The sequence below is a fragment of the Aeromonas sp. AE23HZ002T15 genome (genome assembly GCF_054165525.2).
On the sequence record NZ_CM201342.1, the window covers coordinates 1876159 to 1894990 of the forward strand.

Sequence of the window (18832 nt, forward strand, 5' to 3'; positions counted from 1 at the left end):
TCAGCCGCGGCGCTGACGCACGGCTTCGAACAGGCAGACGCCGGTCGCCACCGAGACGTTGAGGCTGGAGACGGCCCCCGCCATGGGGATGCTCACCAGCTCGTCGCAATGCTCGCGAGTGAGGCGGCGCATGCCCTTGCCCTCGGCCCCCATCACCAGCGCCATGGGGCCGGTGAGTTTGGCCTGGAACACGTCGTGATCCGCCTCGCCGGCGGTACCGACGATCCAGACGCCGCGCTCCTGCAGCTCCCGCAGGCTGCGGGCCAGGTTGGTGACCTGGATGAGGGGCACCACCTCGGCGGCGCCACAGGCGACCTTGCGCACCACGGAGGTCAGGCCTGTGGCCTTGTCCCGCGGCACTATGACCGCATGAACGCCAGCCGCATCGGCGCTGCGCAGGCAGGCGCCGAGATTGTGCGGGTCGGTCACCCCGTCCAGCACCAGCAGGAAGGGCTCGGCCTTTTGCTCGGCCAGGCCGTCCAGCAGGCTGGCCAGGTCGTGCTCGGCCAGCTTGGGTGCCTCGATCACCTTGGCCATGATGCCCTGATGATTGTTGCCCTCTGCCTTGTCGTCGAGTGTCTTGCGGTTCACGCTCTGCACCTTGAGGCCGAGGGATTCCAGCTCGTCCAGCAAGGGTTGCAGCCGGTCGTCATCGCGGCCCTTGAGGGCCCATACCTCGATGAAACGCTCCGGGGTGCGCTCCAGCAGCGCGGATACAGCGTGGATGCCGTAGATCAGTTCAGTACTCATTTAGTGCTCTTGGCCTTGTCGCGGGCCTTCTTGCCCGGTCGTCTGTTGCTGGGTTTGGCGCGGCCGCCCTTGTCGGCCTTGACGCCCTCCTTGCTCTCCTTGCGTTTCTCGTGGCGCTGGGCGCTCTTGGCCTTCTCTTTCTTGATCTCGGCCTGCTTGCGCGCCATCTCCTTGGCGTTCTTGCCGGTGGCCTTGAGGGGTTCTTCCACCATCACGAAGTCGATCTTGCGATCGTCCAGGTTCACGCCCATCACCTTGACCCTGACCTTGTCACCCAGGCGGTAGCGGCGGCGGAAGTTCTCGCCGATCAGCTGCTGGTGCAACGGGTCGAACTGGTAGTAGTCGTTGGTGAGGGTGCTGACGTGCACCAGGCCGTCGATGTGGATCTCGGCGAGGCGCACGAAGAAGCCGAAACCGGTGACGCTGGCGATGACGCCGTCGAACTCGTCACCCACGTGATCCAGCATGTACTCACACTTGAGCCAGTCGGCCACGTCCCGGGTGGCGTCGTCGGCACGGCGCTCGGTCATGGAGCAGTGCTCGCCCATGGGATCCACTTCGTCCAGCTGGTAGTGATAACCACCGCTCGGCGTCCACTTGTGGCGCAGGTTGCCCTGCTGCTCCTTGGCGGTCTGGTATTTGATCGCGCGGTGCAGGATGAGGTCCGGATAGCGACGGATCGGCGAGGTGAAGTGGGCGTAAGACTTCAGGGCCAGACCGAAGTGACCTATGTTGTCGGCCTGATAGACGGCCTGACGCATGGAGCGCAGCAACATGGTGGAGAGCAGCTCCGCATCAGGGCGCCCTTCAAACTTGGCGGCCAGCTCGGCGAAGTCCTTCGGCTCGGGCTCGAGTCCCCCCTTGAGCTCCAGGCCCAGTTCGGCCAGGAAGTCGCGGAAGCCGGTCAGACGTTCCTCACCCGGACGATCGTGGGTGCGGAATAGGGCGGCGGCCTCGTTCTTCTCGATGTAGCGGGCGGCCGCCACGTTCGCCTGGATCATGCACTCTTCGATGATCTTGTGGGCGTCGTTGCGCACCAGCGGCACTATGCGATCGATCTTGCGCTGGGCGTTGAAGATGAAGCGGGTCTCCTCGCTCTCGAACTCCACGGCGCCGCGCTGGTGACGGGCGTGCTTGAGGGCCTTGTAGAGGTTGTTGAGCTCCTCGATGTGGCCGATCAGCGGCTCGTACTGCTGACGCAGCTTGGGCTCACCATCCAGGATCCCCGCCACCTTGGTGTAGGTCATGCGGGCATGGGAGTTCATCACGGCCTCGTAGAACTTGTAGCCGGACATGCGGCCGGCGGCGGAGATGGTCATCTCGCACACCATGCACAGACGGTCCACTTGCGGGTTCAGGGAACAGAGGCCGTTGGAGAGCACCTCAGGCAGCATGGGTACCACGAACTCGGGGAAGTAGACTGAGTTGCCGCGCTGATAGGCCTCGGCATCCAGCGCCGTGCCGGGACGCACGTAGGCGGACACGTCGGCGATGGCCACCCAGAGACGCCAGCCGCCACCGCGCTTGGCCTCACAGAATACGGCGTCATCGAAGTCGCGGGCATCTTCCCCGTCTATGGTGATGAGCGGCAGGGCGCGCAGGTCGATGCGACCCTCTTTGGCCTTCTCCGGCACCTGCTCGCCCAGACCCGCGATCTCCTTGGTCACTTCTTCCGGCCAGGTATGGGGAATGCCGTGTGTGCGCAGGGCTATCTCGATCTCCATGCCAGGGGCCATGTTCTCCCCCAGCACTTCCAGCACGGTGCCGACCGCGTTGAAACGGGCGCTGGCGCGCTGGTTGATGCGCACGACGACGACCTGGCTCTGGCGGGCTCCCTTGTTCTCCCCTTCCGGGATGATGATGTCCTGGCCGATCCGGCTGTCATCCGGCACCACGAAACCCACACCGTTCTCGACGAAGTAGCGACCGACGATGTCTGCCTCGCGGGACTTGAGCAGACGCACCAGACGCGCCTCCTGGCGGCCCTTGCGATCGATCTCGGTAGGCTGCACCAGGGCGTAGTCACCGTGCATCAGGCGCTGCATCTCGCGGTTGTTCAGGAAGAGATCCGCTCCACCACCTTCCGGGCGCAGAAAACCGAAACCGTCCTTGTGGCCGAGCACATAGCCTTTCACCAGATTCAGACGATCCGGCAGGGCGTAACATTGGTTGCGAGTGAAGACCAGCTGTCCGTCACGCTCCATGGCGCGCAGACGACGGCGCAAGGCTTCCAACGGCTCTTCGTCGGTCAGCTTGAGGACCTTGGCCAGCTCTTCCCGGGACATGGGTTTCTCATGGCCCTTGATGAGCTCCAGCAGCATCTCGCGGCTGGCGATGGGGTTTTCGTATTTTTCGGCCTCGCGTTGGAGGAAAGGATCTTTTTGAGACATAAGCAGGCCTTTGAATAAGGAATAACGCAGACATTATATCGAAGGGGGGAGCTAATGGCATCCATCGACTGCCTTTTGGCCAATCTCTCTGTCATACTGACCGCAGTTTGCAGGTATGTGAGACTCGGAACTCATGAGCAAGGATTCGTTTGCCCAATCTGCCGCCTATTTGAAGCAGGCGGTTCCCCTGATGATCAAGTATCAAATCCCCACCACCCCGAATAATTACCATCTCTGGTACAACTACGTCTCCGGCGACATGCCCGAGCTCAACAGCGCCGTCGATCAGGCGATCAAGCAGCAGGGCACCTTCTCCCTCACCACCTGTGAGCGCCTCTACCATCAGCATCTCGCCACCCAGGACGAGCAGCAGATGGAGACCATGAAGCTTAACCTGGCCGCCATGGCCAATGAGCTCAGCCACTCCATGCAGGATGCCCTGGTCGACACCGGCCAGTTCCAGGCCATGCTGGACAAGAGTTTCGACAAGCTCAGCCTCATCGACGATGAGGGGATCAGCCTGGATGACACCATGGCCATACTGCGGGAGCTGGTGCGCGAGTCCAGGGACGTACGCCTCTCCACCCTGCATTTTCGCAATCAGCTCAGCAGCGCCGAGAAGGAGATCAAGGAGCTGAAGGAGGCGTTGAGCGAGACCCGCAAGCTGGCCACCGAAGACACCCTCACCAGTCTGCTCAATCGACGCGCCTTCGATCTGGAGGTGGACAGCCTGATCCGCAGCCGTCAGCCCTTCTCCTTGATCATGGTCGACATCGATCGCTTCAAGAACTTCAACGACGAATATGGCCATCTGCTGGGGGATCAGGTGCTGCGCATCTTCGGCAAGCGGCTGAAGGAGGCGAGCAAGGAGGGGATCACCGCCTACCGCCTCGGCGGCGAGGAGTTTGCCCTGCTGGCACCGCGCCGCTCCCTGGCGCTGACCCGCCAGATGGCGGAGAGCCTGCGCCGGGCCATCGAGAAGATGTCCATCCTGGATCGCAAGTCCGGCCGGCGCATCGATCACATCACCGCCTCCTTCGGCGTGGGTGAACACAGCGGCCAGGAGACGGCGGATGCGTTGATCGAGCGCACCGACAAGTTGCTCTACAAGGCCAAGGCGCTCGGCCGCAACCGGGTGATGCCGCTCCCCGCCTGAGCGCCCAATGACAAGAAGGCCGGTCAAGATGACCGGCCTTCTTCATTTCACAAGCACACTCGACCTCAGAGGCTCTTGAGCTTCTCTTCCGGCAGGGCCAGTTCGTCGTTGTGGTTGACGCCGATGCCGCGCTCCAGCACCTGGCGGGCGATGTCGTGGGCCTCCTCCAGGGAGTGCATGGCATAGGTACCGCACTGGTATTCGTTCAGCTCGGGGATCTTGCCCTGTTCCTGCACGGTCAGCACGTCGCTCATGGCGGCTTTCCAGGCGGCACCCACCCGGGCCTCATCCGGTGCACCGATCAGGCTCATGTAGAAGCCGGTACGGCAGCCCATGGGGGAGATATCGATGATCTCGACGCCGTCGCCATTGAGGTGATCCCGCATAAAGCCAGCGAACAGGTGCTCGAGGGTGTGGATGCCGCGCTCGGAGAGGATCTCCTGGTTCGGCACGCAGAAACGCAGGTCGAACACCGTGATGGTGTCCTTGTGCGGGGTCTGCATGGTCTTGGCGACCCGCACTGCCGGGGCTTCCATACGGGTATGGTCGACGGTAAAACTGTCCAATAACGGCATTTCTGACTCCTGATTTGGTTACGAGAACCAGCCCCCGCTGGGAAGCTGATCCTTGCATTGTCGATACTGGGCGCCGTAGCGCTGGGCGCGGGCCTCCACCTTGCGGGAGACCTTCATCAGCCACCCCTTGCTGCGGTAGCTGCCACGCCGGTAGCCACCCCAGCCTTCATGGTAATTGAGATACTGGCCGTAGGCATCCCACTTGGAGGTGCCGTTCAGCCGCTGGGCCTTGTTAGTGTACCAGCCCATAAAATCGATGGCGTCGGCGAAGTCATCCCGATCGCTCCAGCCGTTGCCGGTCTCCCGCTGGTAGTCATCCCAGGTCTCATCCTTCACCTGGGCATAGCCGTAGGCGGAGCTGGCGCGACCCGTCGGGATGAAGAGGAAATACTGCATCGGCGGCTGGGCATCGTGTACGAAGGAGGACTCCTGATACATCATGGCCATCACCACCTGCACCGGTGTGCCCCAGCGCTCGTTCATCCTGAGCGCCGCCTTGTGCCAGTCCGGCTTCTCTCGAAAGATCTGGCACAGGTTCTCCGGCTGGGCTGGCGGCGTGGTGCTGCAGGCGGTCAAGCCCATCAGCAGGCCCATCGCCACCACGAAGCGTGTCCCCATCAGCGGGAGAGCCACTTCGCGCATGTCAAACTTCCGAGACAAACCCAACATCAAATAGCGTCTTCGTTCTCTTCACCGGTACGAATACGAATGACACGTTCCACCTCACAGACGAAGATCTTGCCATCACCTATCTTGCCGGTACGGGCGGTGTTCTGGATGGCTTCAAGGCAAGCGTCGAGGTCCTCGTCCTGCACCACCAGCTCCACTTTGACCTTGGGCAGGAAATCCACCATGTACTCGGCACCACGATAGAGCTCGGTGTGGCCCTTCTGGCGGCCAAAGCCTTTGACTTCGGAGACGGTCATGCCGTTGATGCCGATCTCGGCCAGGGCCTCGCGCACATCGTCCAGCTTGAACGGTTTGATGATGGCTTCAATCTTCTTCATGGTGACTCCTTACCAGTTCTGTTTGCCAAACCCGGATGTGATGGGGTAACGGCGATCCTTACCAAAGTTGCGGGCCGTGATGCGGGGCCCGACGGCCGCCTGACGGCGCTTGTATTCATTGAGATCCACCAGCCGGATCACCTTGCGCACCACCGCCTCCTCGAAGCCTTCCGCCACCAGCTCGGCGACCGAGGCGTCCTCCTCCACATAACGCTTGAGGATGGCATCCAGGGTGTCGTAGGGGGGCAGGCTGTCCTGATCCACCTGATCCGGTGCCAGCTCGGCCGAGGGGGGACGGTCGATGACCCGCTGCGGGATCACGTAATCGACCGTGTTGCGATATTCGCATAGCTTGAAGACGAGCGTCTTGGGGACGTCTTTCAGCACATCGAAACCGCCAGCCATGTCGCCGTACAGGGTCGCATAGCCCACCGCCATCTCGCTCTTGTTGCCCGTGGTCAGCACAATGCGGCGGCGCTTGTTGGAGAGCGCCATCAGGAGTACGCCGCGGCAGCGGGCCTGCAGGTTCTCTTCCGTGGTGTCTCTGGTCGTGCCCTCGAACAAGGGGGCAAGCTGGGTCATGAAGCCCTCGAACATGGGTTCGATGGAGATGATGTCAAACTCCACCCCCATCCGCTCGGCCTGCTCCTTGGCATCCTCCACGCTCATCTGGGCTGTATAGCGGAACGGCATCATCACCGCCTGCACCTTGTCGGTGCCGATGGCATCGGCGGCAATGGCCAGGGTCAGGGCGGAGTCGATACCGCCGGAGAGGCCCAGCACGGCGCCCTGGAAACCGTTCTTGGTGACATAGTCGCGCACCGCCAGCACCAGCGCCTGATAGACCTCGGCAAGGGGCTCGAGGGAAGCGGCGGGTTCTTTCTCCTTCACCGGCTGGCCCTGCTCGAAGCGTACCAGCGCCAGCTCTTCGGCAAAGGGAGCCAGCTTGTGGGTCAACTCGCCCTGGCCGTTGAACACCTTGGAGCAGCCGTCGAAGATCAGCTCATCCTGACCGCACACCTGATTGAGGTAGACCAGCGGCAGACCGGTCTGGTCGCAGCGCTCCTCTATCAGCTCGCGGCGGATCCAGGGCTTCTCTCTGTCATAAGGGGACGCGTTGATGGTGAGCAGCAGCTCGGCACCGGCGCTCTTGGCTGCCATGGCCGGACCCGGTTGCCACAGATCTTCGCAGATAAGCAAGCCCAGCCGATGACCTCGGAACGGCACCACGCAAGTCTCTGAGCCTGCGCTGAAGTAGCGCTTCTCGTCGAATACCCCGTAGTTCGGCAGATCCTGCTTGAAGTAGCGGGCCGTAAGCCTGCCCTGCTCGAAGAGAGAGGCGGCATTGTAGAGCGCCCCCTCTTCATGCCAGGGATGCCCCACCAGGATCGCGCACTGGCCTGCCCAAGCAGAGATGCGAACCAGCGCGGCCTCGACCCGGATCATCAGGTCGGCCCGCAGCAGCAAGTCCTCCGGCGGATAACCGGTCAGCGCCAGCTCGGAGCAGACCAACAGGTCGGCACCCTGGGCGTCCGCCTCGGCGGCCGCGGCCAGCACCTTGTCACAGTTGTCTTCGATGGCGCCTACCGTCAGATTTAACTGGGCAAGCATCAGAGAGAGGGCTTTTGCCATGGCGATGCGTCTTGAATTCGAAAATGATGGGGAATGATAAAGAAAAGGCGCTGGCTGTGCCAGCGCCTTGACCCCGCGGACCGTCTCTAAGGAGAGCAGGTCAGGTTTGCTGCATTGGTGACACCGTTGTCCACCAGCAGGGTGCAGGGGCCGCTGATGACCTGACCGCTGGCCGGTGGCGTCATGGGGATGCTCAAAGAGCTGGGCTTGAGCAGGAAGGTGGTGTTGCCCGAGTAGGAGAAACTCACCACCAGAGTGCTGTTCTGCGCCGCCGTACAGGTGTATATGGCCGTCTGGTTATCACTGCTCGGCTTGTCTATCTGGCAACTTGCACCAGTAGTCGAGGTACTCATCGACAGGTTATTGAATACATTCTTCTTGCAGGAGGTGGGAGTTGGGTCATTGTTCTTGGTTTTCTCCAGGCACTGGATCTTGCCCGTCACCGTCAGCGGGGGCTGTGTCACCGCGCCGGTATCTATCTTGACGACCAGTTCAGTACCAAGAGCCAGACTCTGATCCCTCGGAGAGATCAGGGTGGCGGTGATCCCCGAATTGCCCTGATAGACGGTGGCCTTTACTTTCACCTCCTGCAGATTCTGGCTGGCATCCTTGGTGGATTTTTTGGTCGCCAGATAACCTCGGCTGTAGCTGCCGAAATAATAGTTATTGAGATCGACTATGGTATCGACCGGTTCATTGCTGACGGTGGCGTAATCAGTCACTGCACCCGTCAACTGACCGCTGAGCGGGGTCATGGACCACTCCGCCAGCATGGTCAGGTTGATATCCTGAAAGGGCACTCTCGCCAGATAGCCGGTCACGCTGGTATCGATCCCGGTCAGGTAGGTCGGGTTCAGGATATCGACGTAGATACCGCGGGCAATCAGCTGGCGCGTCCCCGTGCTCACCGTGATCCCCGTGCTGTTATCCCCGCCAGCCGCGACATTGGCAGGCGTTTGAAGCCAGGTCGGAAAATCGCTGATCGTCGGTGCTGTCGCCGTCGGGTTTGATGTCCAGTTCAGGGTCTGCTTCTGCCAGTCAATATAGGTCTTGACCACATATTGGATGTAATTCTGGTAGCTGACCTGATTCGCCGACTTTGCCAGGAAGTCCGAGGTGGTGACGATGACCTTTACCAGGTTCCAATCCGGCAGGGGGCGATAGTATCCATCCAGCCGAACGAAACGGCAGGCATCGATATAGCTCCCGCTGCCGACCAGACTGAGAGAACTGTTGTAACGCTGGCGGCCGGTATTGAGCGGCGCATAGTAGCTGGTGAAACTCCCCCCCGAACCATCAAAATGATCCTTGCAACAACTGGTACAGAGCGCGGGCTGGTTGTTGCCGCTGACGGTCCCGGTTTGTTTGCTCTGCAGTGCGCCAATGTTCCAGTACAGCTGATTGGAGGTGGTGCTGTATGCCTGACCGGGCAGATAGGCACTGAGAGTTGAGCCATAACTGCAGCCGCAACTGACCGAGGTCATGTCTTGCTGGATCTGCTGGGTATTCCCCTGTACGGCCGGCTTGTAGGTCACAGTTTCAAACTGGACCTCCTTACCAACCACATTGTTCTTGGCCACCACGGTTGGAGAAGGCTTGCTGGTCTCCTGCTTGCTGCCGTTGCCAAGATCGATGGAGATGACATCTGGTGCCACCCCTGGGGTATAACTTATCTTTGGCCCTTCCCGGGTTGTGTCCAGCCCGCCATTCAACTGCTTGGCCGTCAGCGATTCCATGGGTGAGACATAGCCAGTGAGCGCCACGGAAGCCGTTCCACCTTCACTGTTGGTCCAGCTGACCGTCGTATCGATCTGTTTTCGCCCCGGATAGTTAAGCAAATACCCTGCCGGGGCCATGTTCTGCCATGCAGAGGTAGCCCCGTTCCAATATTGATTGGTCACCGTCCAAGCCAAGGTATAACTGTCGCCGGATTGGCTCTTGGTCGCATTGCCGCTAGCGATGGCGTTATAAGTCGTGAGCGGCGCAGTCGCCGTTACCAGGCCGTTGAAATTTTGAAACTCATCTATCTTGGACTCGGCGAGGCGCATGGCTATTTCATAGCGCCGCCCATCCTGGGAAGCCGTCAGCGTCGACTTGGAAAGTATCACCAGACCGGCTACACCCACCCCCAGTACGACCAGAGTCACCAGAATCTCGAGCAGGCCAAATCCCTTTTGCCATTTCATCTTTTTCATCCTCTACCAGTCGCGCCAGCTACCCGGCACCTGCTTAAGGGTCTGGAAGGCGGCACCAGTCTTGATGTTGCTCAATACTGCCTCATCATATTTAGCATCGTAGGTGCCATTGGACTGACCCAGCTTGAAGTTCGCTGCCAGCGCCCCGTTGACAATGGCCCCACCGGTGAGCTTGATATCCGTGGTTGCGGTAGCAGGGTTGGAAGAGTATGCAAATACCAACCCATATAGCTGGCGGTTGCCATTGATGGTCAGGCTGCCATCCTTGATGATAAGCACGACGGGGGCAGCTTGAGAGCCGATATTGGCCCCGGGGCTGCAATCACCCTTGACGATGATGAGCCCCGTCGTGGTTGGCCCCAGCCCGTTGCAGTTATTGACGATCTGATTGGCCTTGGACTCTATGTTCGACCAGCCAGCTGCGTCATTGTTCTCATTGAACAGATACCAGACCAGATCGCTCGGAAAAGCGGGATCACTGTCTTTGATATCCGATTGCTTGTTGCCCGCCTGACTGATGTTGGCACTGCAACTGCCGGAGTAATCCCCCTGATTACAGGTCTGGCCCGAGCCGTTATTGAGATCTACATAGTCATTGGTCCAGATGGAGAGCGGCACTCCCAGCCCTCCCCCATTGGGATTAGCCACCACGGTAAAATTCCCGCCGACGGCCATGCCACCGGCAACGGTCAGGGGGGCGGCGGGAGTTCCAGCCAGGACACTGCCCTGAACATATTGCGCCTCAACCACGGCTTGGGCCTGACTGTTATCCAGATTGGCCACAGAGCGGATACGCACCGGGGCGATGAGTGCTGTCCCCCCGACCACCACAGGGAATGGGGTAACACATTCCACCGTCAGGGTATAGGACCCACCAGCCCCTGATGGAGACCATGAACTCCCTGACCAAGCAGGAGATGAAGGGCAAGAAGAGCCCTCACCGGATACTCGGCCAAAACCATAGGAAAGCCCCTGCTCTGCCAGCGCCATCACCTGCCGATAGAGCGTTTCGTTCAGAGTGACCCGTCGATCGGCCACCAGCAGTTTGCCGACCAGCAGGGAAACCGCCAGCAGGATCAGCACCAGGATCAGGGTAACCGTGAAGGTAGTGAAACCAGTCTGGGTTCTCATGTCAGTACCCATTGTTGCGCAGTTTGATATCGCGCTGCAGATTCAAGGTCAGCGCAGTATTGTCCTTGTATTGCCCTGATATATTGAGCTGGATGGCCCTGGCGCCACTCACCTGGCTACTCGCGAGCAAGCTATAGGTAAGCTGAGTAATCTCTATGGTGTTGTCGGTAGAAATGAGGCTTCCGCTATCGCAAGCCGCACTCGCATCAGTCGCCAACTTGACCCCTTTGCTGGCAGTGCTGTAACTATACAGGCGAGTTTCAAGACCGCTGGAGGCACTGTTGTTGAGCACCCCATTTGCATTGTCGTCATAACGGATTCTGATGCAGCGATAAATCTTGGAGCCCGTAGCAGTCTCATCCAGCAAATCGCTGCTTGCGTCGAAATAGAAAGGGGAAGGCGCTGCCCCCGAAACCAGTCGGGTGGCGGTGGCCGCACTGGCATCATAGCCGGCACGTTCTATATCACGAGCCATCATGTCGGTGATGGCTTGCATCTCCTGATTGAGCCGACTCACCTTCATGGCCGTACTGTTTGCTCTGAGAATGGTCGCAAAAAGCGTCGTCACCGCTGCAACCAACAGCAAACCCGCTACCATGGCGACCATCAGCTCCACCAGGCTGAAGCCCGCATGTTTCCTCAACATGTCGGCACCCCGCTCACATTGCTGACAGCACAAGTCCGCACTCGACCAACACTATTGGTCACAACCTGCATTGCGTAGTTTCCTGATGAGATGGCGATATTGCCTGCTGTCAGAGAACCTCGGCGGGGAGATATATTGAGGGGTCTGATATTGGTTGCCGACTCGCTGTAGCTCACCACCAAGCTGATGCCGGGAAAATCGCTGGCGTCGGCACCCTTTCTCCCCTCGATGCTGGAACAGGTGTCAGCACAACTGGCACAGCTACCATCGATATGAACACGATAGCACCAGTTACTCGTCCCGCTGTTGAAAAGGAGAAGATCCAGCGACCTGTTGCGCTTGACCGCCTCTGACTTGAGCAGCATGACATCCGTATAGATGGCTTGAGTCGCAGCCCTGACCATATGCTCCTGCCGCAGTGAGTGGTAGCTGGGGACAGCCACGGCCAGCAACAAGGCGATCACCGTCAGCGCGATGAGCAACTCGATCAATGTGAAACCGGAATAATGTCCATCTGTGCGCACCATTTGGCTCAAGACTCCTTTCTTTTTGCTCGTGTCGGTAAGGCACATTGTCGGTACTATCCTATAGTATCAACCCGTTTCCAGAGGCGTGCAGCCCATGAGAACCAAACAATCTGGTATTACTCTCCTAGAACTGATGATCGTGGTAGCCGTTGTCGCCATCCTGGCGGCTATCGCCTACCCAAGTTTTACCGATGGATTGCAGAAATCCCGCCGCGCCGAGGCAATCAAGGGCCTGCTCACCATGCAGCTAAAGCAGGAGGAATATCGGATTACCAATTCTGAATACAGTAAAAATAAGGCGGATCTTGGTAATCCCCCTAGCGACTACTACAGTTTTGACGTCGTTTCGGCATCAACTAACACCGTAACCTACAAGCTGATAGCGCAGGCTAAAGGAGCCCAGAGCGGCGACACTGGTTGCGCCAATATGTATATCGACAAGGCCGATCAGAAGACGCCAGCAGAATGCTGGAAGTGAATTACCAACAGTCCGCTGCAGTATCGGAGGCGCCTGAAACGCTTTGTCGCCCGAACTGATCCAGCATCAGGATGCCACACTCATCGCCACCCATGCCCCCAGTAGGAGTAGCCGTCAGGGTGAAGGCCGCGCCACTGGCGTTCACGGCCAACTGGTAATAGGTCGAGCCACCACCTCGCGGCAAGGTACTCAGCCCGGCCGAAGCAAGATTGGCCGAGCCGTATCCCCCCGTCAGCGTGAATTCCCGCTCCATGTATTGGGCCGCTTCAACTAAAGCGGCCTTCGCCTCGGCCCGGCGTGACGCCGCGATATGACTCTGGTAGCTGGGATAGGCGACCGCAGAGAGGATCGCGACCACCACCACCACTATCATCAGTTCCAGCAGGGAGAATCCCCCTTCCTTACTCAGTCCAGCTGAATCCAAGATTGCCTTCCCCCTTGATCACCAGCCCCTTCTTCAAGGGTCACCGACACATTGCCACTGGAGCCGCTCATGTACTTGCGCTCCACCTCGCCATCCTCCACCACGCTCGGGGTCGTTGTCAGCTCATCAAACTGCTTGCCGCTGGCGGGCACCTTGGTGGTTCCCCCATTGCCATCGGGCACATCGACATAATCGTCATCGTTGATGGCATTATCGCCGTTGACATCGAACACCGAATAACTGAGGCGGGCCCCCGAGAAGGGATCGATCTCCATCAACCAGGAACGCCCACCGAAATCACAAGCATCGGATGAGGGGATGAGGGTGTTGAAGATCAATCGCTTGTGGCGATACAACATCTCCGCCACCTGACGCTCCCCCACCCCCTTGGCAAGGCCCGGCGAGATCAGCCGAAGTGACCACCCCTTGCGTGCGCTGTAATCCACAGTGCTGTTGGAGACTACCCGAACATTGAACTTTCGAGTGGTGCCATTGGCCGCCAACTCATTGGTGATCGACTGACTCTGCAGCTGATTGGCCGTGATGGTCGTGGTCTGGCCATTGGCATCCCAGATCCCGTACACGGCATCAACCCGAGGCGTGCTCGGCAGGCTCTTGTCATCGTTGGTAAAATAGCTCCCCGTGCCAAACAGGATCATGACCCCCCCATTGGGGTGGCGCAGCGCCAGTGGCCGGATCGTGATGGGCTGGCGAGTCGTGGCGGAGCAGGTACCATCACAAGCCTGATACAAGGGTGCCGCGACCTGGTTATTGCCATTCCCGGTAGTGAGCGCCGACTTCCATTGATTGCTGTTAGTGGCGGTCAGATCAAATTTCCACAGGTTGCCCTGCAGATCCCCCGCATAGACATAGTCGATCAGCTTGTCTCCATCCACATCTACCGGCAGTGGGCTCGACAGGCCATTTGGAGCCGTGCTCGAACCAACACCGGTACTCAGTTCCTTGATGAGGCTGCCATCCGCCAAGTCGATAACAAATAGCCTGGCGACCTGACTCTGGCTGTTGTAGCCGTTGGCCACCAGAGCTACCCACTTGTCACCGGCCTTGACCCTCCCCAGAGTCGGCACAGAGAGCGCTACCCCCATCTCGGCATTGCTACTGCTGTTGAACTCCCACATCACATTGCTGGCTGCCATATCCGCGGGGTTGGTCACGTTGAGGGCAAACACGGCCTTGCCACCGGCGCCCGTGCTGCCCAGCAGAACAGTCTTCCAGCCGCCATTCAGATAGGCATCGCCAACTCTGGGTGAACCATCCACATAGTAGCGATGGGCATAACCCAGTTGGGTCAAGGGGGCCAATCCCCCGAGCAGGGATGCGGGTACATAGGCCATGGTCTCCACGCCGTCGCTGGCCCTGAATCCATGCAACATACCGTCATTCGCCCCGACATAGAGCATGGGTGGACGTCCGGTCACCAGAGTCGAGCTCAGGAAGGCGGCATAGCGCTCCCGTTCGGTCTGGGTCAAGCCACCTGCCGAGCCATATCCATAATCCTGGCGTCCCACATAAACGGGATCCGAGTTGATGATGTCTCCCAATACCGAGCTGCGATCCCTGAAGGTCCCTCCGCGCCCCTGTTCACGACTGCGATCGCCACGCAGGTAGTTCACCCTGGCCTCACCCAGAGAGTCTCCACTGATGGCGAACAATGCCTTGTTCGTTGCATTGAGGTCACTCCAGGTGAAGTTGATACCGGCCCCCCCCTGCAAGGTGAAGATCCGGCGAGCAGCAGGAGCCGGCATGACGGCGGCCGCATCCCAAGTCTGGCTCTCCAGAGCCCCACTATCATCGAGCGGGATGGCGATGAGCTGACCGGACCAGTCCCCACTGTTGTAACGGGCCTGATAGATGTGAGTATTGCTGTCGAGCCGACTCGCGTTGGCCGTCACCGAACTGGCCGAGCTGGTGCGTGAGGCGATCTGGGCCAGGGTGTTGCTGAGGGCGGTGGCAAAGGTATCTGGGTCTGCGGCACTGAAGAAGCCTCCCTTGCTGTTGACTGCCGCATGCCACAGATCATCCACCTTCTTCGCATCGGAATCATAGGGATCAGGCCAAGTGCTCGGTACCCCGTTGACAGGGTTGAGAGTGCCATTGACGCCCAGCCCTACCGTGAAGTTGACCAGGTGCTGCCAATTCGCAGGATCCGCCGTGCTGGTCGGCACCTTGTTGGCCAGATCCGTGCGCAGATCCGTCTTCCAGTAATTGAGGGCCACGTCGGCCAAGGTGTCGGCGGTCCCATCCTTGTCCACATCACCGACCGCAGGACTCGGGTTGTAAGAGCGACCCTCACTCCAGTACCCGTCCGTCATCAGGATGTTGTAACTCTGGCGACAGGTCAGGTGCGCCGCCGTGCTGCCTGCGCTGGTTGCCCAGGGGCCGTTGTTGTCTGTTCGGGAGAAGTAGTTGCCCACATCCTGGAGACTGGTTCGCAGCGGGGTGTAATTTATGCCGTTGAATTTGCCGTTATAGAGGTCCGTGAAGAACCCGGTGCGCTGAGTACCGCTAAATGGAGCCACGCTGCGCAGCATGGTGCTGCCACTGTTGATGGTGGTGAACCCCACCCTGAGGGTATTCCCCTGACTGGCGAAGGCCCGCCCGACCCCGGCCCGGGCGGCCAGTATTCTGGAGCGGTAATAGGTATACCAGTTTGCGAAATTCTGGATCTCCTCCGCATAGGTACAGACGGGGGCGGTCTTGCAATCGCTGCGATTCGGCCGGCTGTCATAGGTACTGCCAGACTTGATCTCGACCCGGGTATAGCTGCCCGCCTTCTTCAGGTCACCGCTTCCCTTGTAGGAGAAATAAACGGCCGGCCAGAATGTCTCCTCGGCGTTCCTGTTGTAGCCGGAGGAAAAATTCGTGTAGTAGTCGGCCCGCTGCTTGTTATTTTTGGTCAGATCGCGACAGCCCGCCGTGGTGTTGGTCGGATTGTGCGGCGCGCAGCTGGTGCTGGCATTCGCCATCAGAGTGCCATCCGCATTGGCCCAGGGACGATAGGTCAACAGGGGGTTGTAGTAGAGCTTGTTGTTCTGACTCGAACGGCTGTAGGCGTTGAGATCATTCGTGGTGGCGAATGTGACCGTGCTGTTGCTCCAGTCATAGGTGCCATAAACCTCGTCGGCTCTGGGATAGATGAAGAAAATACTGAGGCTGGAGGGGACCAGCTCTTCCGGCATGACCTCGGAGAGCATCGAACTCGAGTTGTCCAGCGTGAACATGATATTGGGCTCGGCACGGGTGCCCAGATAGAGAGGAGTCTGGGCGATATCGAGCGCCCCCTGCGCCGTGAGCGGCAGCAACCCCAGCAGCATCCACGATGATGTACGCATCCTTGCTCCCCCTCCTAACGACTGTAGGTTGACTGCAACAGCACGAAACTCTCATTGGACAGGCCAAATCCCCTGGCCGTAATGCGATAGAGGCGACGTTCGCCCTGGGGCTCGTCCGCAGCCAGATTCTCAGTTCTGCTCTGGGTATATGGCAGGCGTTCGATAAAGTACTCGGGCGAGTGCCCTTGACCACCGATGTTGTGGCTGCGCCACGAGGTGGCCGATGCTAGCGGATCCACGGCCGAATCCACCAACTCATAGAGCCCTCCGCTGTTGTTGAAGGGCCCTGCCGTCCCCCCTTCGATATAGCGCTCGGCCCCCCGCAAGGCCGCCTCGGCGGCCTGAAATGCCTGCAGGCTCTCCTGATAATTCCCTGCCATTTTCTCCTGCAGCACGCCACCACGCATGGCGGCCATCGCCAACAGGCTCACCACCGCCAGGAAAATGAGGCTCAGAATGAGCACCATGCCTCTTTGTCTCATCATGCCTCCTAGGGGATCCGGTTGCGCAACGCTACCGTGGTCTCGGTGGCCCAATACCAGTGGTTGTCCGGGCTCTGGAAGGTTCCACCGGCGAAGCTGACCGACTGAGGCGAGGAGAGCACTCCGCCCTGGTTGCTGCGCAGCAATAATGCGATCCCGATACTCATCACATTGTCCCAGTTGTTCACGGAACCTGCGGCGACATAGGTGTCGGCAGCACGATCCCTGTTGCGATCCTCGCCATAGGTGAGCTGTAGATCGGTGATCCCGTCCACGACGGGAACGCCCGCTGCGCTGCCGTTCTTGCGATAGAGGGTCCAGGGACGATCGGCCGCCGGACGAGCTATGTAGTAGAGTCGCGTTTCCAGGCGATGAAGCAGCGAACCCGGTCCGAACCGTTCCTCGGCCGGGGCACTGCTTCCCCCCCAGGAGCTCACCGAATTCCCGGGTACATAGCTGTTGCTGTTGGAGTGGTTGATGTTGAGCTCCCCTCCGGCGGCCTGCACATTGGTGATCTGGAAGACCCTTGCCTTCTGGCAGTCGGATACCATGACGATGTCCCCCTCACAGAAATCGCTGTAAGCAGGCTTGTTGGGGGCGCAGTAGTTGGCCTTGGTCGACAGGAGCTGGGCAAACAACTGGGCGGCGCTGTTGTTGCGTATCACGGGGACGCCGTTGCCGACCGGGCTCTGGATCAGCAGCAGATCGCTGCCGCTGCGCGGTTTGGGTTCGCTCGCCACGAACAGACCCGAGATGGCCGAAGGCAGGGTACTGCCCAGATTGTCATAGCCACGGATCCGGATACTGAAGTCGTAGGGGGTCGTCGTGGCGCTCAGGGTGCTGGTGATGGTGACCCCCTGCTTGCTGATACACCCCAGATACCCGGCCTGGCGCAGCTCTTTTTGCAACAGGTTGAGGGCAAAGCGGCTCTCCTCCTGTGCCCTGGCAACCGCTTCGGTGATCAGGAAGGTACGGTGATTGCCGAGGAATACCTGGATGATCACCCCCACGGTGAACAGGGAGAGCAGCAGGGCTATCATCACCTCGACCAGGCCGACCCCGGCCTGATAGCGTCTTGAGGGGCCGTTCACAGCTCAGTCCTCACGACGAGGACACGCTGTGCGGGTTCGCCCGCCTGACGCCCCCCCTGCCATTGCACGCTGATGGTGGCCCGCCCCTGGCTGACGACCACGGCGCCATCCCCCTGCGGCAGGGAGCCGAGCGTCTGTTTCCAGTATTGAAGATCCGCCACGGCAGCCGTCGCCCCCGATGCCCGCTCGCCCAGTGCAATATCGTACTGGCCAGCCAAGGCGGCGCTGCGATTGGCCCGCATCAGATCGCCGATCAGGTTTGCATACTGGGTGGCTTCGGTACTGCTCAGGGCGGACTGGTTGCTCTTGAGAGCCTGCAACTGGAGTGTTGCCATGCCGAGGATGCCGACCGACAGCACCAGCACGGCGATCATCACCTCCAGCAACGAAAAACCAGTCTCGCGCCTCACAGGCATGCAGACTCCTCAACCGACGGATGGCCGGTTCCATTGATGCTGATATCCCGCGCCATCTCCCCCGAACAGGAGGTTGGCGTCAGGCTGAAGATATGTCCCTGGGGGGTACGGCCGTCGAGAAAGCCAGTGTTGGTAAAGCGCAACACTGCCGTGTCGCTGCTCAGGGTATTCCCTTCGAGCGAGCCAAACTGGCGGATCAGCTCCCCTGCATCCAGGCTACCGTTGCCATTGTTGTCGCTCCACACCTGCCATCCCCTCTCCCAGTGGAGAGCGGCATTACCGGCCTGAGCCGACAACAGCACATTCCGATTGCGTCGAACCGCCTCGCTGCGCGCCAGTTGGACTGATGCCACGAACTGATTCGCCTGGGTCGTCAGGTTCATGCTTTTGATCAAGGAGTTAAAGGAAGGGACTCCCAGCATGAGCAGGATAGACAAGAGTGCTACGGTGACCATCAGCTCGATGAGCGTGAAGCCGAGAGGCGCAAACATCCTGTTGTGCACCAGCCAAACCCTCCTTCGATTCCATCCATGGTTGGGGGCGGTATTGGTGAGATGATGAAGAAAGTTTAATCAGAGT

At 59.7% G+C, this 18832-nt stretch carries 18 protein-coding genes; 2 read left to right on the forward strand and 16 right to left on the reverse strand.

Annotation, left to right across the window (positions count from 1 at the left end; all coding sequences use genetic code 11):
• Positions 1-750: a 23S rRNA (guanosine(2251)-2'-O)-methyltransferase RlmB gene (gene rlmB / locus ACT5M9_RS08565; protein ID WP_100861589.1), complete on the reverse strand. Its 750-nt coding sequence runs from the start codon at positions 748-750 to the stop codon at positions 1-3.
• The gene (gene rnr, locus ACT5M9_RS08570) at positions 747-3140 is read right to left on the reverse strand and encodes a ribonuclease R (protein ID WP_457981996.1); all 2394 of its coding nucleotides are present in this window, start codon (positions 3138-3140) and stop codon (positions 747-749) included. Before rnr ends, rlmB begins: the two co-directional genes overlap by 4 nt.
• 133 nt (positions 3141-3273) lie before the next feature.
• Between rnr and ACT5M9_RS08575 the strand changes: the two genes are divergently transcribed.
• The gene (locus ACT5M9_RS08575) at positions 3274-4296 is read left to right on the forward strand and encodes a GGDEF domain-containing protein (protein ID WP_457981995.1); all 1023 of its coding nucleotides are present in this window, start codon (positions 3274-3276) and stop codon (positions 4294-4296) included.
• Positions 4297-4361: 65 nt separating this feature from the next.
• On the opposite strand, the gene luxS is transcribed toward ACT5M9_RS08575, so the two are convergent.
• The 8 genes from luxS to ACT5M9_RS08615 all read right to left on the reverse strand — a co-directional run bounded on the left by luxS (position 4362) and on the right by ACT5M9_RS08615 (position 12009).
• Positions 4362-4871 carry an S-ribosylhomocysteine lyase gene (gene luxS, locus ACT5M9_RS08580; protein ID WP_457981994.1) on the reverse strand — a complete coding sequence of 170 codons (510 nt, stop codon included), beginning with the start codon at positions 4869-4871 and terminating at the stop codon, positions 4362-4364.
• Positions 4872-4889: 18 nt separating this feature from the next.
• Entirely contained in the window at positions 4890-5513 is a 624-nt protein-coding gene (locus ACT5M9_RS08585) for a transglycosylase SLT domain-containing protein (RefSeq protein ID WP_457981992.1), read from the reverse strand.
• A 26-nt stretch (positions 5514-5539) separates the two neighbouring features.
• Complete coding sequence (glnB, locus tag ACT5M9_RS08590; RefSeq protein WP_005308848.1) at positions 5540-5878, reverse strand: nitrogen regulatory protein P-II; 339 nt, start codon at positions 5876-5878, stop codon at positions 5540-5542.
• A gap of 9 nt (positions 5879-5887) precedes the next feature.
• On the reverse strand, positions 5888-7510 hold the full coding sequence (locus tag ACT5M9_RS08595; protein WP_457981991.1) for an NAD+ synthase: 1623 nt from the start codon (positions 7508-7510) through the stop codon (positions 5888-5890).
• An 86-nt stretch (positions 7511-7596) separates the two neighbouring features.
• Positions 7597-9696 carry a prepilin-type N-terminal cleavage/methylation domain-containing protein gene (locus ACT5M9_RS08600; RefSeq protein ID WP_457981989.1) on the reverse strand — a complete coding sequence of 700 codons (2100 nt, stop codon included), beginning with the start codon at positions 9694-9696 and terminating at the stop codon, positions 7597-7599.
• A 12-nt stretch (positions 9697-9708) separates the two neighbouring features.
• Positions 9709-10836: a hypothetical protein gene (locus ACT5M9_RS08605; protein WP_438550647.1), complete on the reverse strand. Its 1128-nt coding sequence runs from the start codon at positions 10834-10836 to the stop codon at positions 9709-9711.
• Position 10837: 1 nt separating this feature from the next.
• A complete protein-coding gene (locus ACT5M9_RS08610; protein ID WP_457981987.1) occupies positions 10838-11482 on the reverse strand; it encodes a PilW family protein in 645 nt (214 codons plus the stop codon).
• Positions 11476-12009, reverse strand: coding sequence for a GspH/FimT family pseudopilin (locus ACT5M9_RS08615; protein ID WP_520395675.1), 534 nt, complete (start codon positions 12007-12009; stop codon positions 11476-11478). Before ACT5M9_RS08615 ends, ACT5M9_RS08610 begins: the two co-directional genes overlap by 7 nt.
• 94 nt (positions 12010-12103) lie before the next feature.
• On the opposite strand from ACT5M9_RS08615, the gene ACT5M9_RS08620 reads away from it, so the two are divergent.
• Positions 12104-12487 (forward strand): type IV pilin protein, encoded by a 384-nt coding sequence (locus ACT5M9_RS08620; protein WP_457981983.1) that lies wholly within the window; start codon positions 12104-12106, stop codon positions 12485-12487.
• A gap of 1 nt (position 12488) precedes the next feature.
• Here the strand turns inward: ACT5M9_RS08620 and ACT5M9_RS08625 are convergent, their stop codons facing one another.
• From ACT5M9_RS08625 to ACT5M9_RS08650, 6 genes are read right to left on the reverse strand one after another with little or no spacing between them, the layout of a single operon-like run.
• Positions 12489-12911 carry a type IV pilin protein gene (locus tag ACT5M9_RS08625; protein WP_457981981.1) on the reverse strand — a complete coding sequence of 141 codons (423 nt, stop codon included), beginning with the start codon at positions 12909-12911 and terminating at the stop codon, positions 12489-12491.
• Complete coding sequence (locus ACT5M9_RS08630) at positions 12893-16264, reverse strand: pilus assembly protein (protein WP_457981980.1); 3372 nt, start codon at positions 16262-16264, stop codon at positions 12893-12895. Before ACT5M9_RS08630 ends, ACT5M9_RS08625 begins: the two co-directional genes overlap by 19 nt.
• Positions 16265-16278: 14 nt before the next feature.
• Positions 16279-16749 carry a PilX N-terminal domain-containing pilus assembly protein gene (locus ACT5M9_RS08635; RefSeq protein WP_496590647.1) on the reverse strand — a complete coding sequence of 157 codons (471 nt, stop codon included), beginning with the start codon at positions 16747-16749 and terminating at the stop codon, positions 16279-16281.
• Between the two features lie 5 nt (positions 16750-16754).
• Positions 16755-17837 (reverse strand): PilW family protein, encoded by a 1083-nt coding sequence (locus ACT5M9_RS08640; protein WP_457981978.1) that lies wholly within the window; start codon positions 17835-17837, stop codon positions 16755-16757.
• The gene (pilV, locus tag ACT5M9_RS08645) at positions 17834-18253 is read right to left on the reverse strand and encodes a type IV pilus modification protein PilV (RefSeq protein WP_457981976.1); all 420 of its coding nucleotides are present in this window, start codon (positions 18251-18253) and stop codon (positions 17834-17836) included. Before pilV ends, ACT5M9_RS08640 begins: the two co-directional genes overlap by 4 nt.
• Positions 18244-18756 carry a GspH/FimT family pseudopilin gene (locus tag ACT5M9_RS08650; protein ID WP_457981975.1) on the reverse strand — a complete coding sequence of 171 codons (513 nt, stop codon included), beginning with the start codon at positions 18754-18756 and terminating at the stop codon, positions 18244-18246. Before ACT5M9_RS08650 ends, pilV begins: the two co-directional genes overlap by 10 nt.
• Between the last annotated feature and the right edge of the window lie 76 nt (positions 18757-18832).

What these genes read in the sequence shown, in the direction of transcription:
- rlmB (WP_100861589.1), bottom strand. Translation starts at nt 750, where the DNA reads ATGAGTACTGAACTGATCTACGGCATCCACGCTGTATCCGCGCTGCTG.
- rnr (WP_457981996.1), bottom strand. Translation starts at nt 3,140, where the DNA reads ATGTCTCAAAAAGATCCTTTCCTCCAACGCGAGGCCGAAAAATACGAA.
- ACT5M9_RS08575 (WP_457981995.1), top strand. Translation starts at nt 3,274, where the DNA reads ATGAGCAAGGATTCGTTTGCCCAATCTGCCGCCTATTTGAAGCAGGCG.
- luxS (WP_457981994.1), bottom strand. Translation starts at nt 4,871, where the DNA reads ATGCCGTTATTGGACAGTTTTACCGTCGACCATACCCGTATGGAAGCC.
- ACT5M9_RS08585 (WP_457981992.1), bottom strand. Translation starts at nt 5,513, where the DNA reads ATGCGCGAAGTGGCTCTCCCGCTGATGGGGACACGCTTCGTGGTGGCG.
- glnB (WP_005308848.1), bottom strand. Translation starts at nt 5,878, where the DNA reads ATGAAGAAGATTGAAGCCATCATCAAACCGTTCAAGCTGGACGATGTG.
- ACT5M9_RS08595 (WP_457981991.1), bottom strand. Translation starts at nt 7,510, where the DNA reads ATGGCAAAAGCCCTCTCTCTGATGCTTGCCCAGTTAAATCTGACGGTA.
- ACT5M9_RS08600 (WP_457981989.1), bottom strand. Translation starts at nt 9,696, where the DNA reads ATGAAATGGCAAAAGGGATTTGGCCTGCTCGAGATTCTGGTGACTCTG.
- ACT5M9_RS08605 (WP_438550647.1), bottom strand. Translation starts at nt 10,836, where the DNA reads ATGAGAACCCAGACTGGTTTCACTACCTTCACGGTTACCCTGATCCTG.
- ACT5M9_RS08610 (WP_457981987.1), bottom strand. Translation starts at nt 11,482, where the DNA reads ATGTTGAGGAAACATGCGGGCTTCAGCCTGGTGGAGCTGATGGTCGCC.
- ACT5M9_RS08615 (WP_520395675.1), bottom strand. Translation starts at nt 12,009, where the DNA reads ATGGTGCGCACAGATGGACATTATTCCGGTTTCACATTGATCGAGTTG.
- ACT5M9_RS08620 (WP_457981983.1), top strand. Translation starts at nt 12,104, where the DNA reads ATGAGAACCAAACAATCTGGTATTACTCTCCTAGAACTGATGATCGTG.
- ACT5M9_RS08630 (WP_457981980.1), bottom strand. Translation starts at nt 16,264, where the DNA reads ATGCGTACATCATCGTGGATGCTGCTGGGGTTGCTGCCGCTCACGGCG.
- ACT5M9_RS08635 (WP_496590647.1), bottom strand. Translation starts at nt 16,749, where the DNA reads ATGATGAGACAAAGAGGCATGGTGCTCATTCTGAGCCTCATTTTCCTG.
- pilV (WP_457981976.1), bottom strand. Translation starts at nt 18,253, where the DNA reads ATGCCTGTGAGGCGCGAGACTGGTTTTTCGTTGCTGGAGGTGATGATC.